This is a genomic window from Streptomyces sp. NPDC001852, from assembly GCF_042891825.1.
In the GTDB taxonomy this organism is placed as follows: domain Bacteria; phylum Actinomycetota; class Actinomycetes; order Streptomycetales; family Streptomycetaceae; genus Streptomyces.
Map to the genome: position 1 here is coordinate 61,569 of NZ_JBIATN010000028.1, position 22,142 is coordinate 83,710.

The 22,142-nt window shown below is 70.3% G+C and carries 22 protein-coding genes, 1 pseudogene and 2 riboswitches; of the genes and pseudogenes, 6 read left to right on the top strand and 17 right to left on the bottom strand.

Going from position 1 to position 22,142, the window contains the following annotated elements; all coding sequences use genetic code 11:
- Window positions 1-2: 2 nt before the first annotated feature.
- On the bottom strand, window positions 3-542 hold the full coding sequence (locus ACFYZB_RS35860) for a TIGR00730 family Rossman fold protein (RefSeq protein ID WP_388765643.1): 540 nt from the start codon (window positions 540-542) through the stop codon (window positions 3-5).
- Window positions 543-618: 76 nt separating this feature from the next.
- Between ACFYZB_RS35860 and ACFYZB_RS35865 the strand changes: the two genes are divergently transcribed.
- Together ACFYZB_RS35865 and ACFYZB_RS35870 are read left to right on the top strand one after the other, a co-directional pair.
- On the top strand, window positions 619-942 hold the full coding sequence (locus tag ACFYZB_RS35865) for a DUF427 domain-containing protein (protein WP_388765645.1): 324 nt from the start codon (window positions 619-621) through the stop codon (window positions 940-942).
- A gap of 37 nt (window positions 943-979) precedes the next feature.
- Window positions 980-1,762 carry an alpha/beta fold hydrolase gene (locus ACFYZB_RS35870; protein ID WP_388765648.1) on the top strand — a complete coding sequence of 261 codons (783 nt, stop codon included), beginning with the start codon at window positions 980-982 and terminating at the stop codon, window positions 1,760-1,762.
- 73 nt (window positions 1,763-1,835) lie between these two features.
- Here the strand turns inward: ACFYZB_RS35870 and mnmA are convergent, their stop codons facing one another.
- Complete coding sequence (gene mnmA / locus ACFYZB_RS35875) at window positions 1,836-2,960, bottom strand: tRNA 2-thiouridine(34) synthase MnmA (RefSeq protein WP_388765649.1); 1,125 nt, start codon at window positions 2,958-2,960, stop codon at window positions 1,836-1,838.
- 55 nt (window positions 2,961-3,015) lie between these two features.
- Here mnmA and ACFYZB_RS35880 point away from each other — a divergent pair.
- Window positions 3,016-3,223: pseudogene (locus ACFYZB_RS35880) on the top strand (N-acetylmuramoyl-L-alanine amidase); the annotation flags it as partial.
- 112 nt (window positions 3,224-3,335) lie between these two features.
- A riboswitch (TPP riboswitch) is annotated at window positions 3,336-3,550 on the top strand.
- A 9-nt stretch (window positions 3,551-3,559) separates the two neighbouring features.
- Here ACFYZB_RS35880 and ACFYZB_RS35885 read toward each other — a convergent pair.
- The 3 genes from ACFYZB_RS35885 to ACFYZB_RS35895 form a co-directional block, all read right to left on the bottom strand.
- Complete coding sequence (locus ACFYZB_RS35885; RefSeq protein ID WP_388765651.1) at window positions 3,560-4,729, bottom strand: cysteine desulfurase family protein; 1,170 nt, start codon at window positions 4,727-4,729, stop codon at window positions 3,560-3,562.
- 238 nt (window positions 4,730-4,967) lie between these two features.
- Window positions 4,968-5,246, bottom strand: a complete 279-nt coding sequence (locus ACFYZB_RS35890; RefSeq protein ID WP_351212734.1) for a DUF4190 domain-containing protein — start codon at window positions 5,244-5,246, stop codon at window positions 4,968-4,970.
- Window positions 5,247-5,278: 32 nt separating this feature from the next.
- Window positions 5,279-5,446 carry a hypothetical protein gene (locus ACFYZB_RS35895; RefSeq protein WP_351212732.1) on the bottom strand — a complete coding sequence of 56 codons (168 nt, stop codon included), beginning with the start codon at window positions 5,444-5,446 and terminating at the stop codon, window positions 5,279-5,281.
- A gap of 145 nt (window positions 5,447-5,591) precedes the next feature.
- On the opposite strand from ACFYZB_RS35895, the gene ACFYZB_RS35900 reads away from it, so the two are divergent.
- Window positions 5,592-6,218, top strand: coding sequence for a TetR family transcriptional regulator (locus ACFYZB_RS35900; protein ID WP_388765653.1), 627 nt, complete (start codon window positions 5,592-5,594; stop codon window positions 6,216-6,218).
- A 107-nt stretch (window positions 6,219-6,325) separates the two neighbouring features.
- Here ACFYZB_RS35900 and ACFYZB_RS35905 read toward each other — a convergent pair whose 3' ends face one another.
- Entirely contained in the window at window positions 6,326-7,294 is a 969-nt protein-coding gene (locus ACFYZB_RS35905) for a helix-turn-helix transcriptional regulator (protein ID WP_388765655.1), read from the bottom strand.
- A 152-nt stretch (window positions 7,295-7,446) separates the two neighbouring features.
- Between ACFYZB_RS35905 and ACFYZB_RS35910 the strand changes: the two genes are divergently transcribed.
- Window positions 7,447-8,046 carry a TIGR03086 family metal-binding protein gene (locus ACFYZB_RS35910; protein WP_388765658.1) on the top strand — a complete coding sequence of 200 codons (600 nt, stop codon included), beginning with the start codon at window positions 7,447-7,449 and terminating at the stop codon, window positions 8,044-8,046.
- A 223-nt stretch (window positions 8,047-8,269) separates the two neighbouring features.
- Here ACFYZB_RS35910 and ACFYZB_RS35915 read toward each other — a convergent pair whose 3' ends face one another.
- Window positions 8,270-9,133, bottom strand: coding sequence for a thioesterase family protein (locus ACFYZB_RS35915; protein WP_351212722.1), 864 nt, complete (start codon window positions 9,131-9,133; stop codon window positions 8,270-8,272).
- Window positions 9,134-9,320: 187 nt separating this feature from the next.
- On the opposite strand from ACFYZB_RS35915, the gene ACFYZB_RS35920 reads away from it, so the two are divergent.
- Window positions 9,321-10,574: an alpha/beta hydrolase-fold protein gene (locus ACFYZB_RS35920; protein ID WP_351212720.1), complete on the top strand. Its 1,254-nt coding sequence runs from the start codon at window positions 9,321-9,323 to the stop codon at window positions 10,572-10,574.
- Here the strand turns inward: ACFYZB_RS35920 and ACFYZB_RS35925 are convergent.
- The 10 genes from ACFYZB_RS35925 to ACFYZB_RS35970 form a co-directional block, all read right to left on the bottom strand.
- On the bottom strand, window positions 10,483-11,142 hold the full coding sequence (locus tag ACFYZB_RS35925; protein WP_351212718.1) for a trimeric intracellular cation channel family protein: 660 nt from the start codon (window positions 11,140-11,142) through the stop codon (window positions 10,483-10,485). The genes ACFYZB_RS35920 and ACFYZB_RS35925 overlap by 92 nt on opposite strands.
- Window positions 11,143-11,189: 47 nt before the next feature.
- Window positions 11,190-12,581: a M1 family metallopeptidase gene (locus ACFYZB_RS35930; RefSeq protein WP_388765662.1), complete on the bottom strand. Its 1,392-nt coding sequence runs from the start codon at window positions 12,579-12,581 to the stop codon at window positions 11,190-11,192.
- 100 nt (window positions 12,582-12,681) lie between these two features.
- Window positions 12,682-14,040, bottom strand: coding sequence for an ABC transporter ATP-binding protein (locus tag ACFYZB_RS35935; RefSeq protein ID WP_388765749.1), 1,359 nt, complete (start codon window positions 14,038-14,040; stop codon window positions 12,682-12,684).
- Window positions 14,041-14,051: 11 nt separating this feature from the next.
- Window positions 14,052-15,134, bottom strand: coding sequence for an ABC transporter ATP-binding protein (locus ACFYZB_RS35940; RefSeq protein WP_351212714.1), 1,083 nt, complete (start codon window positions 15,132-15,134; stop codon window positions 14,052-14,054).
- Window positions 15,131-16,141 (bottom strand): ABC transporter permease, encoded by a 1,011-nt coding sequence (locus tag ACFYZB_RS35945; RefSeq protein ID WP_351212712.1) that lies wholly within the window; start codon window positions 16,139-16,141, stop codon window positions 15,131-15,133. Before ACFYZB_RS35945 ends, ACFYZB_RS35940 begins: the two co-directional genes overlap by 4 nt.
- 90 nt (window positions 16,142-16,231) lie before the next feature.
- Window positions 16,232-17,974 carry an ABC transporter substrate-binding protein gene (locus tag ACFYZB_RS35950; protein ID WP_388765665.1) on the bottom strand — a complete coding sequence of 581 codons (1,743 nt, stop codon included), beginning with the start codon at window positions 17,972-17,974 and terminating at the stop codon, window positions 16,232-16,234.
- A 26-nt stretch (window positions 17,975-18,000) separates the two neighbouring features.
- Window positions 18,001-18,999, bottom strand: coding sequence for an ABC transporter permease (locus ACFYZB_RS35955; RefSeq protein ID WP_351212710.1), 999 nt, complete (start codon window positions 18,997-18,999; stop codon window positions 18,001-18,003).
- Window positions 19,000-19,371: 372 nt separating this feature from the next.
- Window positions 19,372-20,163, bottom strand: a complete 792-nt coding sequence (locus ACFYZB_RS35960; protein ID WP_388765667.1) for an enhanced serine sensitivity protein SseB C-terminal domain-containing protein — start codon at window positions 20,161-20,163, stop codon at window positions 19,372-19,374.
- Window positions 20,164-20,326: 163 nt separating this feature from the next.
- Window positions 20,327-21,118, bottom strand: a complete 792-nt coding sequence (locus tag ACFYZB_RS35965) for an enhanced serine sensitivity protein SseB (RefSeq protein WP_388765670.1) — start codon at window positions 21,116-21,118, stop codon at window positions 20,327-20,329.
- A gap of 66 nt (window positions 21,119-21,184) precedes the next feature.
- Entirely contained in the window at window positions 21,185-21,829 is a 645-nt protein-coding gene (locus ACFYZB_RS35970) for an AAA family ATPase (protein ID WP_388765673.1), read from the bottom strand.
- Window positions 21,830-22,008: 179 nt separating this feature from the next.
- Window positions 22,009-22,106, top strand: a riboswitch (glycine riboswitch).
- Window positions 22,107-22,142 lie beyond the last annotated feature (36 nt).

The window sequence follows — 22,142 nt, forward strand, 5'->3', positions numbered from 1 at the left end:
CATCAGTGGACGCCGAGCTGCTCCTCCAGGTAGGCCAGCGCCCCTACCGGCTCCTCGGCGAAGAACACCAGCTCGGACAGCGGACGGGGCAGGAAGCCCTCGTCCTCCATGCGGCGGAACTGCTGCTTGAGGCCGTCGTAGAAGCCCGCGGTGTTCAGCAGGACGACCGGCTTGTCGGTGCGGCCGTGCTTCTTCAGCTCCAGGATCTCGGTGGCCTCGTCCAGCGTGCCGGTGCCGCCCACCATGATCACCACGGCGTCGGCCTTCTCGAGCAGCAGCTTCTTGCGTTCGGCGAGGTCGGCGGCGATGACCATCTCGTCGGCACCCGGGCGCGCCTTGTTGGCGAGGAACTCCACGGACACGCCCAGCAGCCTGCCGCCCGCCTCGTGCACCCCGTCCGCGACGACCTTCATCAGACCGACGTCGGAACCGCCCCAGACGAGCGTGTGGCCGCCCTTGCCGAGGAGTTCGGCGAACTCGCGCGCGGGGCGCGTGTACCGCTCGTCGAGGTCGGCGGCGGACAGGAAGACGCAGATGTTCATGGCCCCTACCGTACGGCCCCGCCACAGGGGCGTGACCGGGCGGGAAGAAGTACGGGACCGCCGGTGCTGTCCCTGTATGGCCGAAGGACACACGATCACCATCGACAAGAGCGAGCGGCACGTGCGCGTGGTGCACGGCGACCAGGTGCTCGCGGAGACCGACCGGGGGCTGGTGCTGCGCGAGACGGGCTGTCCGGAGCGGTACTACATCCCCGCCGAGGACGTACGCCTCGATCTGCTGACCCCCTCCGAGACGCACACCGTGTGCCCCTTCAAGGGCACCGCGTCCTACTGGTCGCTGCCGGACGCGCCGGACCTGGTGTGGGCGTACCCGGACCCGAAGCCGGGGGTGGCGGAGATCAAGGATCACTTCTGCTTCTACGACGTCGACGTGTCGTGAGCGATGAGTCCGTGCCGGTACGGCAGTCTGCACCGACATGGACAAGAAGACGACTTCGCGGGACGGCACCCCCCTCGCGTACCAAGTGACCGGTCAGGGGCCGACGGTGATCCTGGTGAGCGGCGCGATGTCCACCGGCGGCACCGTGGCGCCCCTGGCGCAGCGCATCGCGGACCGCTGCACGGCCGTCGTCTACGACCGCCGGGGCCGCGGCGAGAGCGGTGACACGAAGCCGTACGCGGTCGAGCGCGAGGTCGAGGACCTGGCCGCGCTGATCGACGCCGTGGGGGGCGAGGCGGCGCTGTTCGGGGTCTCCTCGGGCGGCGCGCTGGTGCTCGAGGCGGTGGCGAGCGGGCTGCCGGCCGGCCGGGCCGCCGTGTACGAGGTGCCGTACGCGGACTACCTGCCGGGCGGTGCCGAGCGGGAGGCCACGTACAAGGAGCAGCTCGGCAAGGCGCTCGCGGAGGGCCGGCGCGGGGACGCGGTGGAGCTGTTCCTGCGGCTGACGGGCCTGGCCGAGGAGGTGATCCGGGGCGCCCGCCAGTCGCCGATGTGGGCCGGCATGGAGGCCGTCGCGCCGAGTCTGGCGTACGACGACACGGTCATGGGTGACGGTCTGCTCCCCCGGGACCGGCTCGCCGCGATCTCCGTGCCGGTGCTGGCGGTCGCGGGCGGCGCGAGCCCGGAGTGGATGCGTGAGGCGAGCCGGGAGATCTCCAGGGCGGTGCCGGACAGCGCGTACCGCGAGCTGGCGGGCCAGACCCACATGGTCGAGCCGGATGTCCTGGGGCCGGTGCTCGCGGAGTTCGTGGCCGGCTAGGCGCGCCCACACCCGCGGCGGCCGCCGCACGCCAGGCACGAAACCCCGTCGGCCGCCGCACGCGTGGGCGTGCCTACACCGCGGCGGCTGTCGCGCGCGTGGTCGAGGCGATCGTCGCCGAGCCGACCACGCGCGTGCCGTCGTACAGGACGATCGCCTGGCCGGGGGCGACGCCGCGGACCGGTTCGGTGAAGCGCACGCGCAGCTCGCCGTCGACCGGCTCCGCGGTGACCTCGGTCTCGCCGCCGTGGGCGCGCAGCTGGGCGGTGTAGGTACCGGGGCCGGTGGGGGCGGTGCCGCACCAGCGGGGCTTGATCGCGGTGAGGGCGGTGACGTCCAGGGCGGCGGCCGGGCCGACGGTGACCGTGTTGGTGACCGGGGAGATGTCGAGGACGTAGCGGGGCTTGCCGTCGGGGGCCGGGGTGCCGATCCTGAGGCCCTTGCGCTGGCCGATGGTGAAGCCGTACGCGCCCTCGTGCGTGCCCAGCCTGGTGCCGGACTCGTCGACGATGTCGCCCTCCGCCTTGCCGAGCCGCCTGGCCAGGAAGCCCTGGGTGTCGCCGTCGGCGATGAAGCAGATGTCGTGCGAGTCGGGCTTCTTGGCGACCGCGAGACCCCGGCGCTCGGCCTCGGCGCGGATCTCCTCCTTGGTGGTGACGGTGTCGCCGAGCGGGAACATCGCGTGGGCGAGCTGCCTGTCGTCCAGCACACCGAGGACGTACGACTGGTCCTTCGCCATGTCGGAGGCGCGGTGCAGTTCGCGGGAGCCGTCCTCGTTCACGATCACCTTGGCGTAGTGACCGGTGCAGACCGCGTCGAAGCCCAGTGCCAGCGCCTTGTCCAGCAGCGCGGCGAACTTGATCTTCTCGTTGCAGCGCAGGCACGGGTTGGGGGTGCGTCCTGCCTCGTACTCGGCGATGAAGTCCTCGACGACGTCCTCGCGGAAGCGGTCGGCGAGGTCCCAGACGTAGAAGGGGATGCCGATGACGTCGGCCGCGCGGCGGGCGTCACGCGAGTCCTCGATGGTGCAACAGCCCCGCGCGCCGGTCCGGAACGACTGCGGGTTCGCGGAGAGCGCGAGGTGGACGCCGGTGACGTCGTGGCCGGCTTCCGCGGCGCGCGCGGCGGCGACGGCGGAGTCGACTCCACCGGACATGGCGGCGAGGACGCGGAGGGGGCGCTGCGGGATCTCAGTCATAGCCCTTCCAGGGTACGGGGCCGCGGGAACCGGGGGCGCCGGACATCCGTTCACGATCACATGGGGGCGGCACAGGGGACGGCTGCGAGCGACGGGGAACCGGCGGCTGGGGCGGCGGGCCCTGCTCGTCGGCGGCGCGCCGGCCCGTGAGGAGCTGACGCACCTGTGGTGGCTGCTACCGGGTCGTCATCCATGTCACGCAGGGCGACTGCGCGAGCGCGGTGAAGGTCTTCCAGGGCCCGGCGCACGGCGCGGCGGCCCACTGCACACACCGATCCGGGGCCGCACCGGGACTGGGAGCGATATCTGGAAAAAAATCAAGGTCCAGGCCCTTTTTTGTCCGGTAAGAGCCGTTCTATCCTGGTTTCAGGCCTACGAGACGAGTGAGGGAGCCCAAGCGGAGTAGCCGACTTCAGCGAGAGATACCTGTTCTCCTTGGAAGAGAGGAACACCGTTTCCGCTGGTGCCGACATCGACGCTCGGGCTGAGAGGCCTGAAGGACTCAGTTGCAAGGACTGGACTGAACCGGAAGGCGACCCCCATAACCTGATCCGGACAATGCCGGCGAAGGGAACCCGCCTCGTAGGTCGCCTCTTGTCTCAGCTGAGACCCGCCGCCCGGGCGCGCTCCACCGCCGGGCCGATCGCCTTGGCGACCGCTTCGACGTCCGCCTCCGTGGAGGTGTGACCGAGGGAGAAGCGCAGGGTGCCGCGGGCCAGGTCCGGGTCGGTGCCGGTGGCGAGCAGGACGTGGCTGGGCTGGGCGACACCCGCGGTGCAGGCGGAACCGGTCGAGCACTCGATGCCCTGGGCGTCCAGCAGAAGCAGCAGGGAGTCGCCCTCGCAGCCGGGGAAGGTGAAGTGCGCGTTGGCCGGCAGACGGCCCTCGGGCGCCGGGTCACCGCCGAGGATCGCATCCGGGACGGCGCTCTTGACGGCCGCGATCAACTGATCACGCAGGGCGCCGATCTCCCGGGCGAACCACTCCCGCCGCTCGGTGGCGAGCCGGCCGGCGACGGCGAAGGACGCGATGGCGGGGATGTCGAGCGTGCCGGAGCGGACGTGCCGCTCCTGGCCGCCGCCGTGCAGGACGGGCACGGGGGTCTGGTCACGGCCCAGCAGCAGCGCGCCGATGCCGTACGGGCCGCCGATCTTGTGACCCGAGACGGTCATCGCGGCGAGGCCGGAGGCGGCGAAGTCGACCGGGACCTGACCGACGGCCTGGACCGCGTCGGCATGCATCGGGATGCCGAACTCGGCGGCCGCCTCGGCGAGTTCGCGGACCGGCAGGATGGTGCCGATCTCGTTGTTGGCCCACATCACGGTGACCAGGGCGACGTCGTCGGGGTTGCGGGCGAGGGCCTCGCGCAGGGCGTCGGGGTGGACACGGCCGTAGGAGTCGACGGGGAGGTACTCCACCGTCGCGCCCTCGCGCTCGCCGAGCCAGTGGACGGCGTCCAGCACGGCATGGTGCTCCACGGGGCTGGCCAGGACGCGGGTGCGGGCCGGGTCGGCGGCACGGCGGGACCAGTACAGGCCCTTCACCGCGAGGTTGTCGGCCTCGGTGCCGCCCGAGGTGAAGACGACCTCGCTGGGGCGGGCGCCGAGCGCTTCGGCGAGGGTTTCGCGGGATTCCTCGACCGTGCGGCGGGCCTGCCGCCCGGATGCGTGGAGGGAGGAGGCGTTGCCCGTGATGCTCAACCGGGCGGTCAGGGCCTCTGCCGCCTCCGGGAGCATCGGGGTTGTCGCGGCGTGGTCGAGGTAAGCCATGGTGCCCTGATTCTACGGCCCCTTTGCGGCTCGCCTCGGCCGCGAGGCTGCTGTGGGCCGGGGGCGCCTTGCCTCGGCTGCACCCGGGGTGGCAGTTCTGCTGCCCGCGGCGGGAACGGCGGTGGCGGGTCGGCCGTCCCAGGACGGTGGTGGCGGTGACGCTCCCTCGGATCTCGGCCCGGCCGGCGCCCCGTCGTCCTCGGGGCTGTGCGGGCCGGTCAGGTGGCGGTTCGTCGGGTCACAGGCTCCACGACAGCGTGTGGGAGACCTGCATCGCGATCGCCAGGACGGCCAGGTCGGCCACTCCCAGGGTCAGACCCAGCAGGGCCCGGCCGCGGCGGGTGGTGCCGCGCCAGAAGGAGACGGCGGCCAGGACGATGGCGATCGGGCCGAGGAAGATGTTGAGGACGAGCAGGCCGAGAAGGCCGAGGATGAACGACGCCACGGCCATGCCGTCGGCGTCGCGCGCGGCCGGGCGGGTGTCGTCGGCGCTCGTGACCGGTGCGGTGAGTTGCATGGTGCTCAGCTCCTGGAAGTCGTGGCGGACGGTCAGTTGGCCTGCGTACGGCGTCGGCGGCCGACGCGCTCGCGGATCGCGAAGACGGCGAGCCAGACGGCGATGACGGCGGCGACGGCGGCGGTGACGGTCAGCGGCGCGTGGGCGACGGTGCCCAGCACGACACCGAGCAGCATGAGTGCGGCGACGAGGAACAGCATGGGATGAGATCCCCCCTCCGAGATACCTCGTATCGGGCCGGTGTGAAGTTTCGGTGAACAGTTGTAGTAACAGTTGTTCACTGACTTCTATGTTAGCGCGCCTCCCGGCTTCCCAATTCCAGAGAACAGTTGTTAACTGGATGACATGAGTCACACCCTCGGCATCCGGCAGGCGCAGAAGCAGAAGACCCGGCAGGCGTTCCTCGACGCGGCGCTCGCGCTGCTGGAGGAGCAGAGCCTGAGCAGCCTGGGCCTGCGCGAGGTCACCCGGGCCGTCGGCGTCGCCCCGACCGCGTTCTACCGGCACTTCCGCTCGACCGCCGACCTCGGTGTGGCGCTGGTCGACGAGGCGCTGGGCAGCCTGCACCCGATGGTGCGGACGACGGTGTCCACGACGGGCGACAGCGCGGAACGCATCTCGCGTGCCATCGAGTTGATCGCCCGGCACGTGGACGCGTACCCCGCGCACGTCCGCTTCATCGCCCGCGAACGGCACGGCGGCGTGCAGCCGGTGCGCGAGGCCATCCGCGACCAGCTCGCCCGGTTCGCCGAGGAGGTGAAGTCCGAGCTGGCCAAGGATCCCGAGGCCGCCGGCTGGAGCGACGACGACCTGCTGATGCTCGCGCACCTCTACGTCGACCAGATGCTCGTCACCGCATCCCTGTTCCTGGAGGCCCTGGACGCCCCCGCCGAGGAGCGGGAGCGCGTCACCCGGCTCGCCATCCGGCAGATGCGGCTCATCAGCATCGGCCGCAGCCACTGGCTGGACTGAGCCGCCCGCGCACGCGGAAGGGGCGGCCCGCCCGGCGCGCGCCGCCCCGTCGTCGTACGACCCTCGTTCCGTCCGTCAGCCCTACTCCTTCGGCTGTCAATCCCGGCTCAGGCGCCCTGCTGGTACAGGGCCGCGACAGAACGGGCCCCGGCCAGCAGCTCCGCGCGGGCCTCGGGCGGGTCCAGCAGCTCCACCTGGTCGGAGAACGCGAGGAGTTGGCGGACGGCGCGCAGCGCCGGGTAGGTCAGCCGGGCGGTGACCCAGTCGCTCTCGCCGTCGTCGTCGGGGAGTTCGGTGAGCTGCGCCGCCATCATGCGCTGGAACATGTCGAGCCGTTCGCGCCGTACCCGGACCGTGACATCGACCCCGTCCCCCGGTCGTTCCTCCACCTGACGGCGCAACGCCTCCCAGGCGTCGGCGAGTTCGACCCCGGCGCGGCGCCGTACCGGCTCGTCCAGCGCGCGGGCCGAGCGGATCCGGTCGGCGCGGAACAGCCGCGGCGCCCCGCGCCGGTCGGCGACCAGGTACCAGACCCCGGCCTTGGCGACCAGGCCGTACGGGTCCACGGTGTACGTCCGTGGCTCCCGCTCCCCGCTGTGCCGGTAGCGCAGCTTCAGGCGCCGGTCGGCGAAGACCGCGTCCTGGAGCACCTCGAGGTCGACGGCCTGCTGGGGGCCGCTCTTCCAGCGGGTGGCGTCCACCAGGATGCGGCGGCTGGTCACCTCGGCGGCGGGCCGGTACGGCACCGGCAGCGCGGCCATCACCTTGCGCAGGGCCGAGCCGAGGGCCGCGTCGAGGCCGAGCGCGGCGTGGGCGCCCTGGGCGGCCAGGATGAACAGGGCGCGGGACTCGTCGGCGGTCAGTCCGGTGACGTCGGTGCGGAAGCCGGCGAGGAGTTCGATGCCGCCGTGCCGGCCGCGCTCGGCGTACACGGGCACGCCGGAGGCCGACAGCGCCTCGATGTCCCGGTAGATGGTGCGGACCGACACCTCCAGACGGTCGGCGAGTTCGTGCGCGGGGACGCGGCCCCGGGTCTGCAGGAGCAGCAGGATCGACAGCAGGCGGTCGGACTTCACGCGGCCAGGATCGCGCCCTCGGCGAGTTTCCCGCAAATGTTGACGGAAGGTGTCAGGTTATCCCGCGATCCTCGTCCTACCGACCGACGGAGACGTCCTCCCGGCCCACGGGGACGTCCCCCCGGGCCCCCGAAGACACAGAGAGGCACACCATGACCACCACCGGCTTCACCGACCCGCGCCCCGTCTACGCCCGCGCCACCGAGCAGGCGGCGGCCCTGATCAAGACCGTACGTCCCGAACACCTCACCGCCCCGACGCCCTGTTCCGAGTTCGACGTACGGGGCCTGCTGAGCCACATCGTCGGCGGCACCCGGCGGATCGCGGTGGTCGGCGAGGGCGGCGACGGGCTCGCGGTGCAGCCCGTGGCCGACGGGGTCGCCGACGAGGAGTGGGCGCAGGCCTACGACGAGGTGCGCGCCCGGGTCCTGAGGGCCTGGGCGAGCGACGAGCGGATGACGTCCCCGGTGCGGGTGCCGTGGGGCGAGGTGCCGGGCCATGCGGCGCTCTCGGGCTATGTCATGGAGATCGTGACCCACACCTGGGACCTCGCCGAGGCGCTCGGCCACCCGCTGGAACTCGACCCGGAACTCGCCGAGTTCGCCCTCGCCACCGCCCGCGCGGTCCTGCCGGACTCCCGGCCGCGGGACGCCGAGACCCCCTTCGACATCCGCCGCGAGGCCCCCGAGGGCGCCGACGTCTACGCCGAACTGGCGGCCTGGCTGGGCCGCTCCCCCCTCGACCGAGCCTGAGCGCGGGGTCGCGCCGTTGGACTTGTGGCCGCGTTCCGGTTGCGGGTGCGGCGCGGCCGGCCGCGCCGCGGTCCGCGACGGTTCGGCCGGGCTCGGGGTGGGTGAGGTGTCGCGCGGGCAGCGGGGCCGGGCTCGGCCGGATGAGGTGATCGGCGGGCAGCCGGGCGGGGCTCGGGTGGGTGAGCAGCGGCCTCGACCTCGACGACTCCGGCCCCTACCCGGGTCAGCCCAGCCTCACCCGTGCCAGTTGGCGGGACTGGGCGACCAGGTGGTCCTCCGTGTCCCAGACCTCGGCGTCCTCCTCCAGGAAGCCGCCGGCGAGGTTGCGGGTGGTGATGGACACCCGGAGCGGGCCGGGGGCCGGGCGGCGGCGGACGTGGACGGTGAGTTCGACGGTCGGCACCCAGCCCTTGAGGCCGAGTTCGAAGGCCGTGGGCGGCAGGGCGTCCACCGTCAGCAACAGCGACAGCGGGTCGGGGTCGCGGCCGTCGGCCAGGCCGAACCAGGCCCGCATCTCCCCCTTGCCCGAGGGAGCGCCGAGGGCCCACCCGAGGGTCGACGGGTCCAGCTTGAGCATCAGGCGGTCGGCGATGGCGGAGCTGCCCTCGACCGGGGCAGGGGCGTCGGCCGGGCCGAAGCACTGGTCCAGGGGCGGGATGGCGGGCGGGGTGGCCGTCGTACGGACGTCGTCGGGGAGGGTGGTGAGGTCGCCGTAGGAGGCGAGGACGCGGATGCGTTCGACCTCGTTGCCCTCGTCGTCGTACTGGTAGAGGGAGGCCTGGCCGGTGGAGAGGGTGCGGCCGGTGCGGACGGTGTCCGTGCGGATGACCGCCGGCCCGGGGTGGGAGGCGGTGAGGTAGTGCGCGGAGATGGTGAAGGGGTCGGGGTGCGGAAGCGTGTCCGCGAGCGCCCGGCCCAGCACGGCCAGCAGATAGCCACCGTTGACGGCGTTGATGATGGTCCAGCCGGCCGAGAGGTCGATGTCGTGGACACCGGGCTCGCGCCGGACGACCGCGGTGTCGCGGTCGAACTCGCTGTCGCCGATCACGGCCCGCGACGGGGAGGGGGCGGAAGCTGCTTCTGGCATGACTGAACGGTACAACAGGAAACTACTAAGCGGTAGCTTTGGTGATGTGTCCAGCTCATGAACGGCACCCGTCCCGGCGACGGGCGGGAGCCGTCCTGTCCCCCTCCCGGGTGAGGTTCCGGCAATTCTTCGGTAAGTGTCCGGACACGTCCACAACCCCGGAGCCGGGATTCCCCTCTATGGGGACATGAGCCTCACCGGGACTCCGTTCCTCTACACGACCGTCGTGCTGGCCGTGGTTGCACTGATACTGCCGCTCGTACTGTGGTCGCGAGTGCGCGGGCCCAGGCCCCTGCGTGCCGCGGCCCGGGTGCTGATGCTGCTGTTCGCCCAGGTCACCGCCATCACGCTCGTCTTCGTGCTGGTCAACAACGCCAACAACCTGTACGACAACTGGGCCGACCTGCTCGGCACGGGCAACCACGTCCAGCAGGCCGCGAACCTCGGAGCCGACGGCACCGGCGGCATCGCGTACAAGAAGCTGCCCAAGGTGCAACAGAAGTTCACCCAGGCCGACGGCCCCGGCATGCACGCGGCCGGCGGCGTCAAGGTCACCCAGCTCAGGGGCCGGGTGTCGGGCGTCAACGCCGAGGTCTACGTCTGGCTGCCGCCGCAGTACAACGAGCCGGCCTACAGGAACAAGAAGTTCCCGGTCGTCGAGCTGCTGTCGGGCTACCCGGGCTCGGCGAAGGCGTGGTTCGGCTCCATGAAGGTGCACGAGCAGTTGGAGCCGCTCATGAAGAGCGGCCAGGTCGCCCCGTTCATCCTGGTGTCCCCGCGGACGAACCTGATCGCCAAGATCGACACCGGGTGTGCCAACATCCCCGGCACCGTGAACGCGGACAGCTGGCTGAGCATCGACGTACCGAAGATGATCACGGACAACTTCCGCGCCGAGTCCGCGCCCGACGGCTGGGCCGCGGCGGGCTACTCGGCCGGCGCCCACTGTGCGGCCAAGCTCGCCGTGGCGCACCCCGACCGCTACCGGGCCGCCATCAGCCTGTCCGGCTACAACGACCCGATCGGCGAGCGCAACTCGCTGGCCGCCGGGAGCATCGAACTGCGGCGGGCCAACAACCCGTACTACATCCTCAAGAAGTACCGCACTCCGCCGAGGATCGCGCTGTACATCTCGGGCGAGGACGGCGACGGCTACCAGGCCGGTGTGGCGCTGGAGCAGATCGCAAAGCCGCCGACGTACGTGCGCGTGGTGTTCCTGCCGCGCAGCATGGGCGGGCACTCGATGGCGCTGTGGCGGCCACAGGTACCGACGGTGTTCGAGTGGCTGACCATGGAGATGGGGCACGGCGGCACCGCCGGACACACCCGCACGCACACGGCCAGCCCGCTCAGTCCTCGGTCACCGTCGACCGGCGGTTCCACGCGCGCGGAGCTCGCCAGTGGAACCGCATCGCGAGCAGGCGCAGCACAAAAGCGGTGACGGCCGCGAGCCCACTGGTGAGGGGGGTCAGGGCGTCATAGCGAAGGCACAGCACCACCATGGTGGAACCCACGATCGCTGGGACCGCGTACAGATCGCGGTCCCAGCGCAGCAGTGAGGGCACCTCGTTGGCGAGGACGTCCCGCAGCACACCGCCGCCGACGGCGGTGGCGAGCCCGAGCGTCGCCGACGCGGTCAGGTTGAGGCCGTAGCTGTACGCCTTCGTCGTACCGCTGACGCAGAACAGGCCGAGGCCCGCCGCGTCGAAGACCAGCACCGCCGACTGGATGCGTTCCACGTGCGGGTGCAGGAAGAAGACGACGAGCGCGGCGAGCAGCGGGGTCAGGAAGTATCCGAGATCGGTGAAGGCGGCCGGGGGTACGGCTCCGATGACCAGGTCGCGGAACAGCCCTCCGCCCAGCGCGGTCGCCTCGGCGAGGACGGCGATGCCGAAGACGTCGAAGTTCTTCCGGACGGCCAGCAGCGCGCCGGAGATCGCGAACACGAAGATGCCGACGACATCGAGCGTGTGCTGGACGGAGGGACTGAAGATCTGCTGGAGCTGCACCCCTACATTGTCGCCTGCTGAAGCACCTGAACCTTACAAAGCCAGGCTCACAGGGCCGGTTTCCCTGTTGTGAAAAGCCAGGTGTCGAACAGGTCGTCCAGCTGCTGCCCACTGACCCGCTCGGCGAGGCGGATGAAGTCGGCGGTGTCCGCGTTGCCGTACCGGTGGAGCCTGGTCCAGGCGGGCAGCAGCCTGAAGAAGGCCGGGTCGCCGATCCGCTCCCTGAGCATCTGGAGCGTCATCGCACCGCGCTGGTAGACGGCGGAGGCGAACATGGTGTCGCGCTGCGGGTCCGCGACCTTGATCTGCCAGAAGGCGTTGTCGGCGGGACGGCCGTTGTAGGCGGCCAGGAAGGAGTCGTGCGCCGACCTGGTCCCCTGGTGCTCCGCCCACAGCCACTGGGCGTAGGTGGCGAAGCCCTCGTTGAGCCAGATGTCCTTCCACTGCCTGACGCTTACCGAGTCACCGAACCACTGGTGGGCCAGCTCGTGCACGATGGTCGTCTCGTTGCGCACGGCCGAGTAGGCGGGCTTGCTCTGCACCTCCAGCGAGAACCCGGCCTCGGGCATGTCGTCCACGATCGCGCCGGTCTCCTCGAACGGGTACGGCCCGAAGATCTGCGACCAGTAGTCGGTGGCCGCGGCGGTGACGGCGTACACGTCGACGCTGTTGCTGTTCTTCAGCACCGGGTCGATGGCGACGTAGATCGGAATGCCGCCGGGAGTGCGCCCGGTGCGCACGTCGAACTTCCCGATGGTGGCGGTCGCGAGGTAGGTCGCCATCGGCCTCGACTCGCGCCAGTGGGTGTACGTCGAGCCGCCCTTGTCGTACGTCGACACCAGCCGGCCGTTGGATACGCCGGTCAGGCCCTCGGGTGCCTTGATCCGGATGTCGTAGGTGGCCTTGTCGGCGGGGTGGTCGCTGGAGGGGAACCAGGTGGAGGCGGCGTTGGGCTCGCAGGCGACGAAGACGCCGTCGGCCGTCTTCATCCAGCCGTACTTGGAACCGAACACGATGGGCCCGCCGAGGGGCTGGGGCACGCCGCCGTAGGTGACGGTGACCCGGAAGGTGCGGCCCCGGGCGAGGACGTGGCGCGGAGTGATGACGAGTTCGTCCCCGGTGCGGGTGAACTGGGCGCGTCTGCCGTCGACTTCGACGCGGCTGACGTCCAGCTGCTGCAGGTCCAGGTCTAAGGAGGAGAGGCTCTGGGTGGCGCGCGCGGTGAGGGTCGTACGGCCGTCCAGGCGGCCGGTACGGGGGGTGTAGGCGACGTCGAGGTCGTAGTGGAGGGCGTCGAAGCCGCCGTTGCCGAGCTGCGGGAAGTAGGGGTCGCCGATTCCGGGGGCCCCGGGGGTGGGGGCGGGCGCGGCGGCGATGACGAGGAAGGAGACCGCCGCGGTCGCGACAGTCCCCAGACGTGCCGAACGGGAGAGTGCCATCAGTCGTCCCTTTCGAGCGTGTACCGATCAGTGGTCGGACACGGACGACTGTGCGCTCTCCCGCTCGGGCATGTACATGACTTTGCCCAGTTGTCATGTGCTACTTGTCGGTTGACTCCTGGGTCTCGGTCTCGGAGGGCTCCGACGCACCGGAGGCCTCGGACTCCTCGCCGCTCTCCTCGGTGGCTTCCTGCGCGGCCTCCTCGGCGGACTCCACAGCGGGCTCCTCGGCGACCGGCTCGGCCGTCTCCTCGGCGGACTCCTCGGCCGTCTCCGCAGCGGACTCCCCGGTGCTTCCCTCGGAGAGTTCCGCCGCCACCGCCGCCGACGTCTCGGCCGACTCCGCGAGGACCTCGTCGGAGACCAGCTCGGCCGCCTCCTTGGCCGCGGAGAGCAGCACCGTGTCCTGCGGGGCCTGGTCCGCGAAGTTCTCCGGGTGGTGGCAGGCGACCCGCTGACCGGGCCTCAGCTCCAGCAACTGCGGCTCGGTGGACCGGCAGATCTCCGTGGCCTTCCAGCACCGGGTGTGGAAGCGGCAGCCGCTCGGCGGCGCGATCGGCGAGGGCACATCGCCCTTGAGCAGGATGCGCTCGCTCTTCGTGTGCTTCCGCTTCGGGTCCGGGATCGGGACGGCCGACATCAGCGCCTTGGTGTACGGGTGCATCGGCGCCTTGTACAGCGAGTCCCGGTCGGCGAGCTCCACGACCTTGCCGAGGTACATCACCGCGATCCGGTCCGAGACGTGCCGGACGACCGACAGGTCGTGCGCGATGATCACGTACGTCAGGCCGAGCTCCTCCTGGAGGTCGTCCAGCAGGTTCACGACCTGCGCCTGGATCGACACGTCCAGCGCGGACACCGGCTCGTCGGCGACCACGAGCTTCGGCTTCAGGGCCAGCGCGCGGGCGATGCCGATGCGCTGGCGCTGACCGCCGGAGAACTCGTGCGGATAGCGGTTGTAGTGCTCGGGGTTGAGGCCGACCACCGACAGCAGCCGCTGCACTTCCTTCTTGATGCCGCCCTCGGGCTCGACGCCCTGCAGCTTGAAGGGCGCGCCGACGATCGTGCCGATGGTGTGGCGCGGGTTCAGCGACGAGTACGGGTCCTGGAAGATCATCTGCACATCGCGGCGCATCGGGCGCATCCCGCCGACGCCGAGGTGCGTGATGTCCTTGCCCTCGAACTCGACCGTGCCCGCGGTCGGTTCGAGCAGCCGGGTGATCAGCCGGCCCATGGTGGACTTGCCGCAGCCCGACTCGCCCACCACGCCCAGGGTCTCGCCCTTGCGCACCTCGAAGTCGATGCCGTCGACGGCGCGCACCGCCCCGACCTGCCGCTGCAGCAGGCCCTTGCGGATCGGGAAGTGCTTCTGGAGTCCGGTGACCTTCAGCAGGATCTCGCCGTCGGAGACGGCGGCGTCCTCGGCGGTGGCACCGTCACTCTGCGCGGGGATGCTCACTTTTTCGTCGCTCACAGCTTCGGCGCAATCTCTTCGGTCCAGATACGCTCCCGCTGCTCCTGCGTCATGTGGCAGGCCGCCCAGTGTCCGCTGCCGACCTCGGTCAGCTCGGGACGGACCGTGCGGGTGACGTTGTCCTTCGGGATGTCCGCGTACGGGCAGCGCGGGTTGAAGGCGCAGCCGGACGGGACGTTGATGAGGGAGGGCGGGGAGCCCTTGACCGGGATGAGCCGGTCGGTGTCCTCCCGGTCCAGCCGCGGCATCGAGCCGAGCAGGCCCCAGGTGTAGGGGTGGCGCGGCGTCTCGAACACCTCGTCGGCCGGGCCGCGCTCCACGCACCGGCCGCCGTACATGACCAGCAGGTCGTCGGCCATCTCGGCGACCACACCGAGGTCGTGCGTGATCATGATGACCGCGGAGCCGAACTCCTTCTGCAGGTCCCGGATCAGGTCCAGGATCTGCGCCTGCACGGTGACGTCCAGGGCGGTGGTCGGCTCGTCGGCGATGAGCAGCTCGGGGTTGTTCACCAGAGCCATCGCGATCATCGCGCGCTGGCGCATACCGCCGGAGAACTCGTGCGGGTAGCCGTCGACGCGCTTGGCGGGCTCCGGGATGCCCACGCGGTCCAGCATCTCGATCGCCCGCTGCTTGGCGACCTTCTTGCTGACCTTGTGGTGGACCCGGTAGGCCTCGACGATCTGCGTCCCGACCGTGTAGTAGGGGTGCATGGCGGACAGCGGGTCCTGGAAGATCATGGCCATCTTGCGGCCACGCATCCGCCGGACCTCGTCCGGGTCGGCACCGATCAGTTCCTGGCCGTCCAGCCAGACCTCGCCGGAGACCCGGGCGTTGGCCGAACGGTGCAGGCCCATCACGCCCAGCGAGGTGACGGACTTGCCGGAACCGGACTCACCGACGATGCCCAGGGTCTTGCCCCGCTTCACATCGAAGCTGACGCCGTCCACGGACTTGACCAGACCGTCGTCGGTGTTGAAGTGGATGCGCAGATCGCGTACGGAGAGGAACGCGTCGTCGGCGTCGGAGGGGGCGGAGCCGGCCGGTTCGCCGAGCGCCGCCTTTTCGAGCTTGCTCACGAGTACCTCACGCGGGGGTCGATGGCTGCGTACACCAGGTCGACGACGAGGTTGCAGAAGACGATGAAGAACGCGGCGACCAGGGTCACGCCCATCACGATGGGCAGGTCGTTGTCCTTGATGGCCTGGATGGAGTACGCGCCGACACCCTGCAGGGAGAACACGGTCTCGGTGAGCACCGCGGTACCGATGAGCGTGCCGAAGTCCATGCCGAAGATCGTCACGATCGGGGTGAGCGTGGACCGCAGGCCGTGCTTGGTGACGACCACGGACTCCTTGAGGCCCTTGGCGCGCGCCGTCCGGATGTAGTCCTCGCTCATCGTCTCCAGCATGCCCGCCCGGGTGAGCCGGGCGTAGGTGGCGGAGAAGAGGAACGCGAGGCTGACCCAGGGCAGCAGCAGGTGCCAGGCCCAGTCGGCCGGGTTCTGGGTGAACGGCACGTAGTCCGTGCTGTCCCAGATGGGCCACTGGTAGACGAACAGCGCGTTGATCACCTGGCCGGTGAAGAAGATCGGGAGGGAGACGCCGGCGAGCGCGATGAACATCGCGACGCGGTCCACCGGCTTGCCCTTGCGGAGCGCCGAGATGACACCGGTCGTCACACCGAAGATCAGCCAGATCACCGCCGCACCGACGGCCAGCGAGAAGGAGACCGGGATGCGCTGCTGGAGCTGGGGCCACACTTCGACGTGACTCTTGAAGGAGTACCCGAAGCAGGGGGCGCTGCAGTGCGTCGCGTCGGGGCCGAACTTGTAGTCGGCGCCCACGAACAGGCCCTTGATGTAGTCCCAGTACTGGATGTAGATGGGCTGGTCGAGACCCAGGTTGTGCTTGATCGCGGCGATGGACTCGGGGTTGGCGTCCTTGCCGACGTACTGGGTGGCCAGCTGGGTGGCTGTCTGGCCGCCGAGGCGGGGAACCAGGAAGAAGATGGCGAAGGTGACTGCGCTGACCACCAGCAGCAGTACCAATGCGCCGAAGACGCGTCGGATGATGTACGCAGCCACAGCTGTGCGGCTCCGGGTGGCCGGGGCGGGGTGTGTCCGCCCCGGCCACCCGGTGCCTTCACCTGCCTTTCAGGGGTATCCGGCCTGCTGTTACTTCGAGGAGCTCAGCAGCAGGTAGTCGTACATGCCGAGGTACGCCTGCGTGACCGTGACGTTGGTCGCGGACGTGGGCCTGATCAGCAGGTTCTTGCGGTAGACGAGCGGGACGACGGAGGCGTTGTCCTGCACCATCTTGTCGATGTCGCCCCACGCCTTGGTGCGCGCGGCGGCATCGGTGTTGGAGATGGCGGCCTTGAGCGCCGCGTTGATCTTCGGGTCGTCCAGCTCGCTCAGGTTGTTGCCGCCCGAGGGCTTGATGGCGCTGCCGTCGACGATCTGGTCCAGGAAGCCGTAGCCGGTCGGCCAGTCGGCACCCCACGCCGTCATCATCATGCCGAGCTTGTGCTCGTGGACGTAGCTCGGGACACCGGCGAAGTTGGAGAAGTACTTACCGGCGGGGAACTGCTTGATGTCGGCGTTGATACCGACGGCCTTCAGCGAGTTCTGGATGGCCGTGGCGGCCGCGACCTCGGCGGGACGGTCGGAACGGGCTGTCAGCGTGGTGGAGAAGCCGTTCGGCTTGCCGCACAGCTTCAGCTCGGCCTTGGCCTTGGCCACGTCGCCCTTGCTGCCCGGGGTCGGGTACTCGTCGAACTTGGTGTAGCCGTTGACGCTCGGCGGCAGCAGCGTGCTGGCGACGTCACCCTTCGGCGCACCACCCATGGCGTCGAGCGCCGACTGCTTGTCGACCGCCCACTGGACGGCCTTGCGGCAGTGGATGTTGTCGAACGGCGCGACGTGCTGGTTCAGCGCCATGTACGAGGTGGCGCCGGCGTAGGAGTTGTCCGTCTGCTTGGCGTACTTGCCGGCCAGGATGCGCGGCTGGGTCTGCGGCTGCACACCGGCGCCCGCGATGTCGGCCGTGATCTTGTCAGCCAGCAGGTCGTTGTCGATCGAGACCGGGTTGACCTTGAACTTGATGTTGATCTTGTCCGGCAGCGCCTTGCGGATCGGGTCCGTCTTCGGGTCCCAGTTCGGGTTGCGGACGAGACTGGCGCTGGCGCCCTCCTCGTACGACGAGAACTTGTAGGGACCGGAGGACACGATGTGCTGGACGTACTTCGCACCGTCGTCCTTCGCCTGCGGCACGGGGGCCGTCTGGGAGAAGGTCGCCAGGTAGTCGAAGTCGGCGAACGGCTGGTTCAGGTGGAAGACGATCGTGGTGTCGTCCGGGGTGCCGATGGACGCCAGGCCGTTCTTGTCCTTGTACGGGCCCTTGTACTTGTCGCCGCCCTGCAGGTACGCCTTGAAGTACGTCGGTCCGTTGGACAGGGCCTCGGGCGCGAAGTTGGAGCGCTCGATGGCGTACTTGACGTCCTTGGACGTGATCGGGGACCCGTCGTCGAACTTCAGGCCCGGACGCAGGTGGTAGGTCCAGGTCTTGGCGTCCTTGCTCGGCGTGCCGAGGGACGTCGCGAGGTCCGGGACGACCGTGAGGCCGTCCTTGCCCGCGGCCGGCTTGAACGTGACGAGCGTCCGCGCGTACAGGCGCGAGAAGTTCTGCACGAAGCCGTAGTAGGTGTTGCCCGGGTCCAGGGAGTCCGGCACGTCGGAGTCCTCCAGCGTGACCGTACCCCCCTTCTTGGTGGACGCGTTGACGATGGAGTTCAGTGCCGCGTCCTTGCTACCGCTGCCGCCGCCACTGCTGCTCTTGCCCCCACCGCCACAGGCGGCCGCGCTCAGGGAGAGCACCGTGACCGTGGCCGCGGCGGTGATAACCCTTCTGGTCTTCACGTGAGGTAAGCCCCTCTATCGATGGATCACTTGCTGCGAGGGTCGAGCGCGTCACGCAGCCCGTCACCCAGCAGGTTGAAGGCCAGGACGGTGATGAAGATCGCCAGTCCGGGCACGAACATGTACTGCGGATCTGCGGTGTAGAGATCCACGGCGTTGCTGAGCATGCCGCCCCATGAAGCCTGCGGCGGAGCGATACCGACTCCGAGGAAGCTCAGCGCAGCCTCGAAGAGGATGTTCGTCGGGATGATCAGCGTCGAGTAGACGAGGATCGGCGCGACGAGGTTGGGGAGCAGTTCCCGGAACAGGATGTACGGGCCACGGGCTCCCAGACTGGTGGCGGCCTCGACGAACTCCCGCCTGCGCAGGGTCATCGTCTGGGCGCGCACGATACGGCCGATGTAGGGCCAGCTGAAGAAGCCGATCACGAAGATCAGCACGGAGATCCGCAGCGGCAGGCCGTTGAGCCCGAAGAACCCGTCCTGCACCGAGGCCGAGATCGCGATGGCGAACAGCAGCAGCGGGAAGGCCAGGAAGGTGTCCATGAGCTTGCTGATGAGGCTGTCGACCCAGCCGCCGTAGTAGCCGGCGATGACACCCAGCACGGTGCCGATGACCACCGAGAGGAGGGTGGCGCCGCCGGCGACCAGGAGGGAGACCCAGGAGCCGTCGATGATGCGGGCGAGCATGTCGCGGCCGTACTGCGGGTCCACACCCAGGGGATGGGCCCAGCTCATGCCGCCCCAGCCGCCCTTGGGCGCCAGGAGCGCCGGGTCGATGAGGTCCTGGTGGAACTTGTCCGGGTCGAGCCCGAAGATCCACTCGATCGGCTTGGCGAGCACCGCCATCAGCACGAGCAGGATGACGACGATCCCGCCCGCCACGGCCACCTTGTCCCGCTTGAACCGGGTCCAGGCGATCTGGCTGAGTGAACGCCCTTCGATCTGGCTCTTCTTGGCCCCGGCGAGCACGGACTCGGGAGGCGCTCCGGCCTCCGCGCCGGTGGTCTCGATCGGTGCGGTCACAGTTGACCTGACCCCTCTCGCCGGTGGTGACCGGCCTTTGTCCGCCGCTGTGGGCGGCTTGGTTCACTTACCCTGCGCCGGCCGCACCTTGGTGACGGCCCAGAGATCCAGCTGGTCCTGTGACTGGTTCGAGCACAGGATCGATGGCCTCGCGTCTTGAGAGGCGAGTCTTCAACGCGCTCTCGATCAGGCGCCAGGCCTGATGGAGAAAGTATGCGTAAACGTGATGCCACCTAGGGGATTCCGTTATCCGAACAGAAAAGATCGCCTGTCGGACGTGGATCATGAGGGGCGCCCCGCCCCGAACCGGGCCGGTGAACAGGGGAGTTGAGGACCCGGGCACCCATCGTGACCGGCGTCACATCGATCGGCTCAGTAGGGCCGTGGGCTGGTGTATCCGTATCCTGGACCGGTCGCCGGCGCCGGTGCCGCGTGGGCCTCGCGGTCGTAGAACGGGCGCGCGTTGGCCCGCATCCACATCACGACCGGGTCGTAGTCGTCGGTCATCGCGACCGTCGAGACCGGCAGGCCCTCCGGTACGGCGCCGACGGACTGCTGCATCATCGCGCGCACCGAGTCGACCGCGGCCGGGGAGGTGTCGTACACGTCCAGGCCGATGGCGAGGTACGGCGCTCCGAGCGCCGGCTGCACCCAGGCGCGGCGCAGGGAGCGCAGGGCCGGGGTGCGGTGGGCGTTCTGCGTGAGAAGGGCGTAGAACTGCGGGATCTCGATCCCGGGCTCGGCCAGCCGGAGGGGGCCCGCGGGCTGGCGGTCCAGGCCCGTGGCGATACGGCGCAGGTCCAGCCAGGGGATGCCGAGGCCGCCGCCGGGCGCGTGCGGGTTGAGCCAGAGGCCGTAGTGGTCGGGATAGAGGGTGCGGGCCACGTCGAGCCCGTCGACGACCTCGTACGACCGGTTCCAGCCGCTGGCCGAGAGCTCCTGGGCGGAGGTGACGCAGGGGGCGTACTGGAAGCCGTCGACCTCCATGTTCCCGTACTGGGCGTCAGGGGAGCCGGCCTGGCCGTGCCACAGGAGCATCCAGATCTGACCGGAGGAGGGGGTGGCGAGGGCGCGGAGCAGGGCCTCGTAGGCGTCGTAGCGGCCGGGGGTGACCTGGCGCAGCGTGTGTTCCACGCCGACGCTGCCGCTGTGGCTCGCGCTCACCTGTCGTGCCCTTCTCTTTTCTGTGCCCCGTGTTTGGGGACAGCTTAAGCGCCCACGGGGTTGCCGCCTTGGGTACGTGCGCGGGTGCGGGTGCGTCGTGGCTCGTGGCGCCCCTGCGGCGGAGCCGCATATCGGACACGGCCCCGCGCCCCTCAGGGGCGCCTCAGTGGCCGTACTGATAGAAGGGGCGGACGTTCGCCTTCATCCATTCGGACACCGGGTCGTCCGTGACGTCCATGAGGACCAGGTTGACCGGCCACGCGACCGGGACGCCGGCGAGGGCTCTGCCCAGGGCCTGGAGGGGCAGGGTGCGCAGGTCGCCCTCCCACCGGGAGAGCTCGACGCCCACGAACATGACCGGCTCGTCCGTCTCGATGGCGGCCAGGCAGCGGCGGGCGGTGAGGACCACGCCGGTCTCGGCGAACTCCGCGGAGGCGGCGGAGAGGAAGTCGACCGGGTCGTCCTGCCAGTCGGGCTCGAAGAGGCGGACCCGGGCGCCGGTGTTCGGGCCGTCCAGCGGGGTGCGGCCGGCCCGGCACAGCTCGGCCACCGCAGCGGGCGGGAGCGGGATGCCGACCAGCGCGTCGGGGTTCACCGCGATGCCGACCTGCGGGGGCAGGCCGCGGGCGAACTCCACGGCGGGGGCGATGGTGTACGACATGTGGGAGCCCGTCGCCTGGCGCAGCTGCTCCTCGGAGCTGAACACCGGGACGTAGACCTGGCCCTCGATCTCCAGCGTGGGCAGGTCGAGCGGGCCGCTGTCCGGGCCGCCGCCGTTGGGCAGCGGGATCCAGAGCAGGCTCCGGCCCAGCACGTCGATGATCCGGCCGGCCGCGGCGGGTATGCCGAGGGAGGCCGAGAGCACCTCCTCCAGCTCGTTGCCGGGCCAGCCGCCGTGGGGCTGGGGGTGCGCCTGTGCCGGGAAGTCCGCGGGAACGTCCGCCGGGAAGTCCATCTGCCTACCGCCTGCTGGGAATCACTGCTGTGACCATGAAGGCTAGCGGGTGACTGCGACAGGGCCTCACCTCGTGAAGGTGATCCGCTGCAGGGCGTCCGCCGCCGGCCGGTCCAGCAGCACGGCGGCGCCGCAGCCCGCGGGCAGCTCGCCGCGCTCGACCGCGGCGAGCAGGCGGGCGGCCGTACGGCGGTGGCGGCGGAAGGCGTGGGCGGACACGCCCCGGCCGCGCTCGCGCTGGCCCGCTCGGGCGGCCTCGGGGGTGACGTCGAGCAGGATCAGATGAAGGGTGCCGCCACGGCGGCGGGCCTCGCGGGCGAGCCAGGCGCGCACCCAGGGCTGGGTGCCGCAGTCGTGCACGACGACACCCTCGCCGGTGCGCAGGGCGCGGCGCAGGCCGGCGTAGTGGGCGAGGCGGACCAGGGGGCGGTAGAGGGCGTAGGGGAGGAAGCCCGGCAGGCGGGCCGCGAAGCGGTCGCGGGTGTCCTGGGAGTCGATGCGGGGGCCGGTGACCGCGCGGTGCATCAGGGTGGACTTGCCGCTGCCGGGCAGGCCGGTGATCACCACCAGGTCGCGGGGGCCGAAGGCCAGGGCGCGGGGGCCGCGGCCGGCGCGGTCGCGCAGGTCGCGGACGGCCTGGGCGGGGGCGGGGCGCTGCCCGGGCACCGCGATGCCGGTGGTGACGGTGGCGTACACCGGGGTCCTGTTCACCGTGATCGTCCTCCCCCTCGGGCTTGGCAATATCCATGCCCGCCGAATGCAAAGGGAAGGTAATGCACGATGCCCGGCGGTTTCGTACGCGTCCTGCCACAGCCCGGTTGCAGATGCGGCCCCTGACGGGCGGGGGTGCGGCGTGCAATGATGTGGCCGCCAACTGCATACCGGCCGCTTGAATCCGCGCGGGAGAGTTCCCAGCAGCCTTCGCTGGGACGCCGAAGGAGCAAGTCCCTCCCTTGAATCTCTCAGGCCCCGTTACCGCGCGGGCGAGGCACATCTGAAAAGCGGGCCGCTGTGTCAGTGGCTC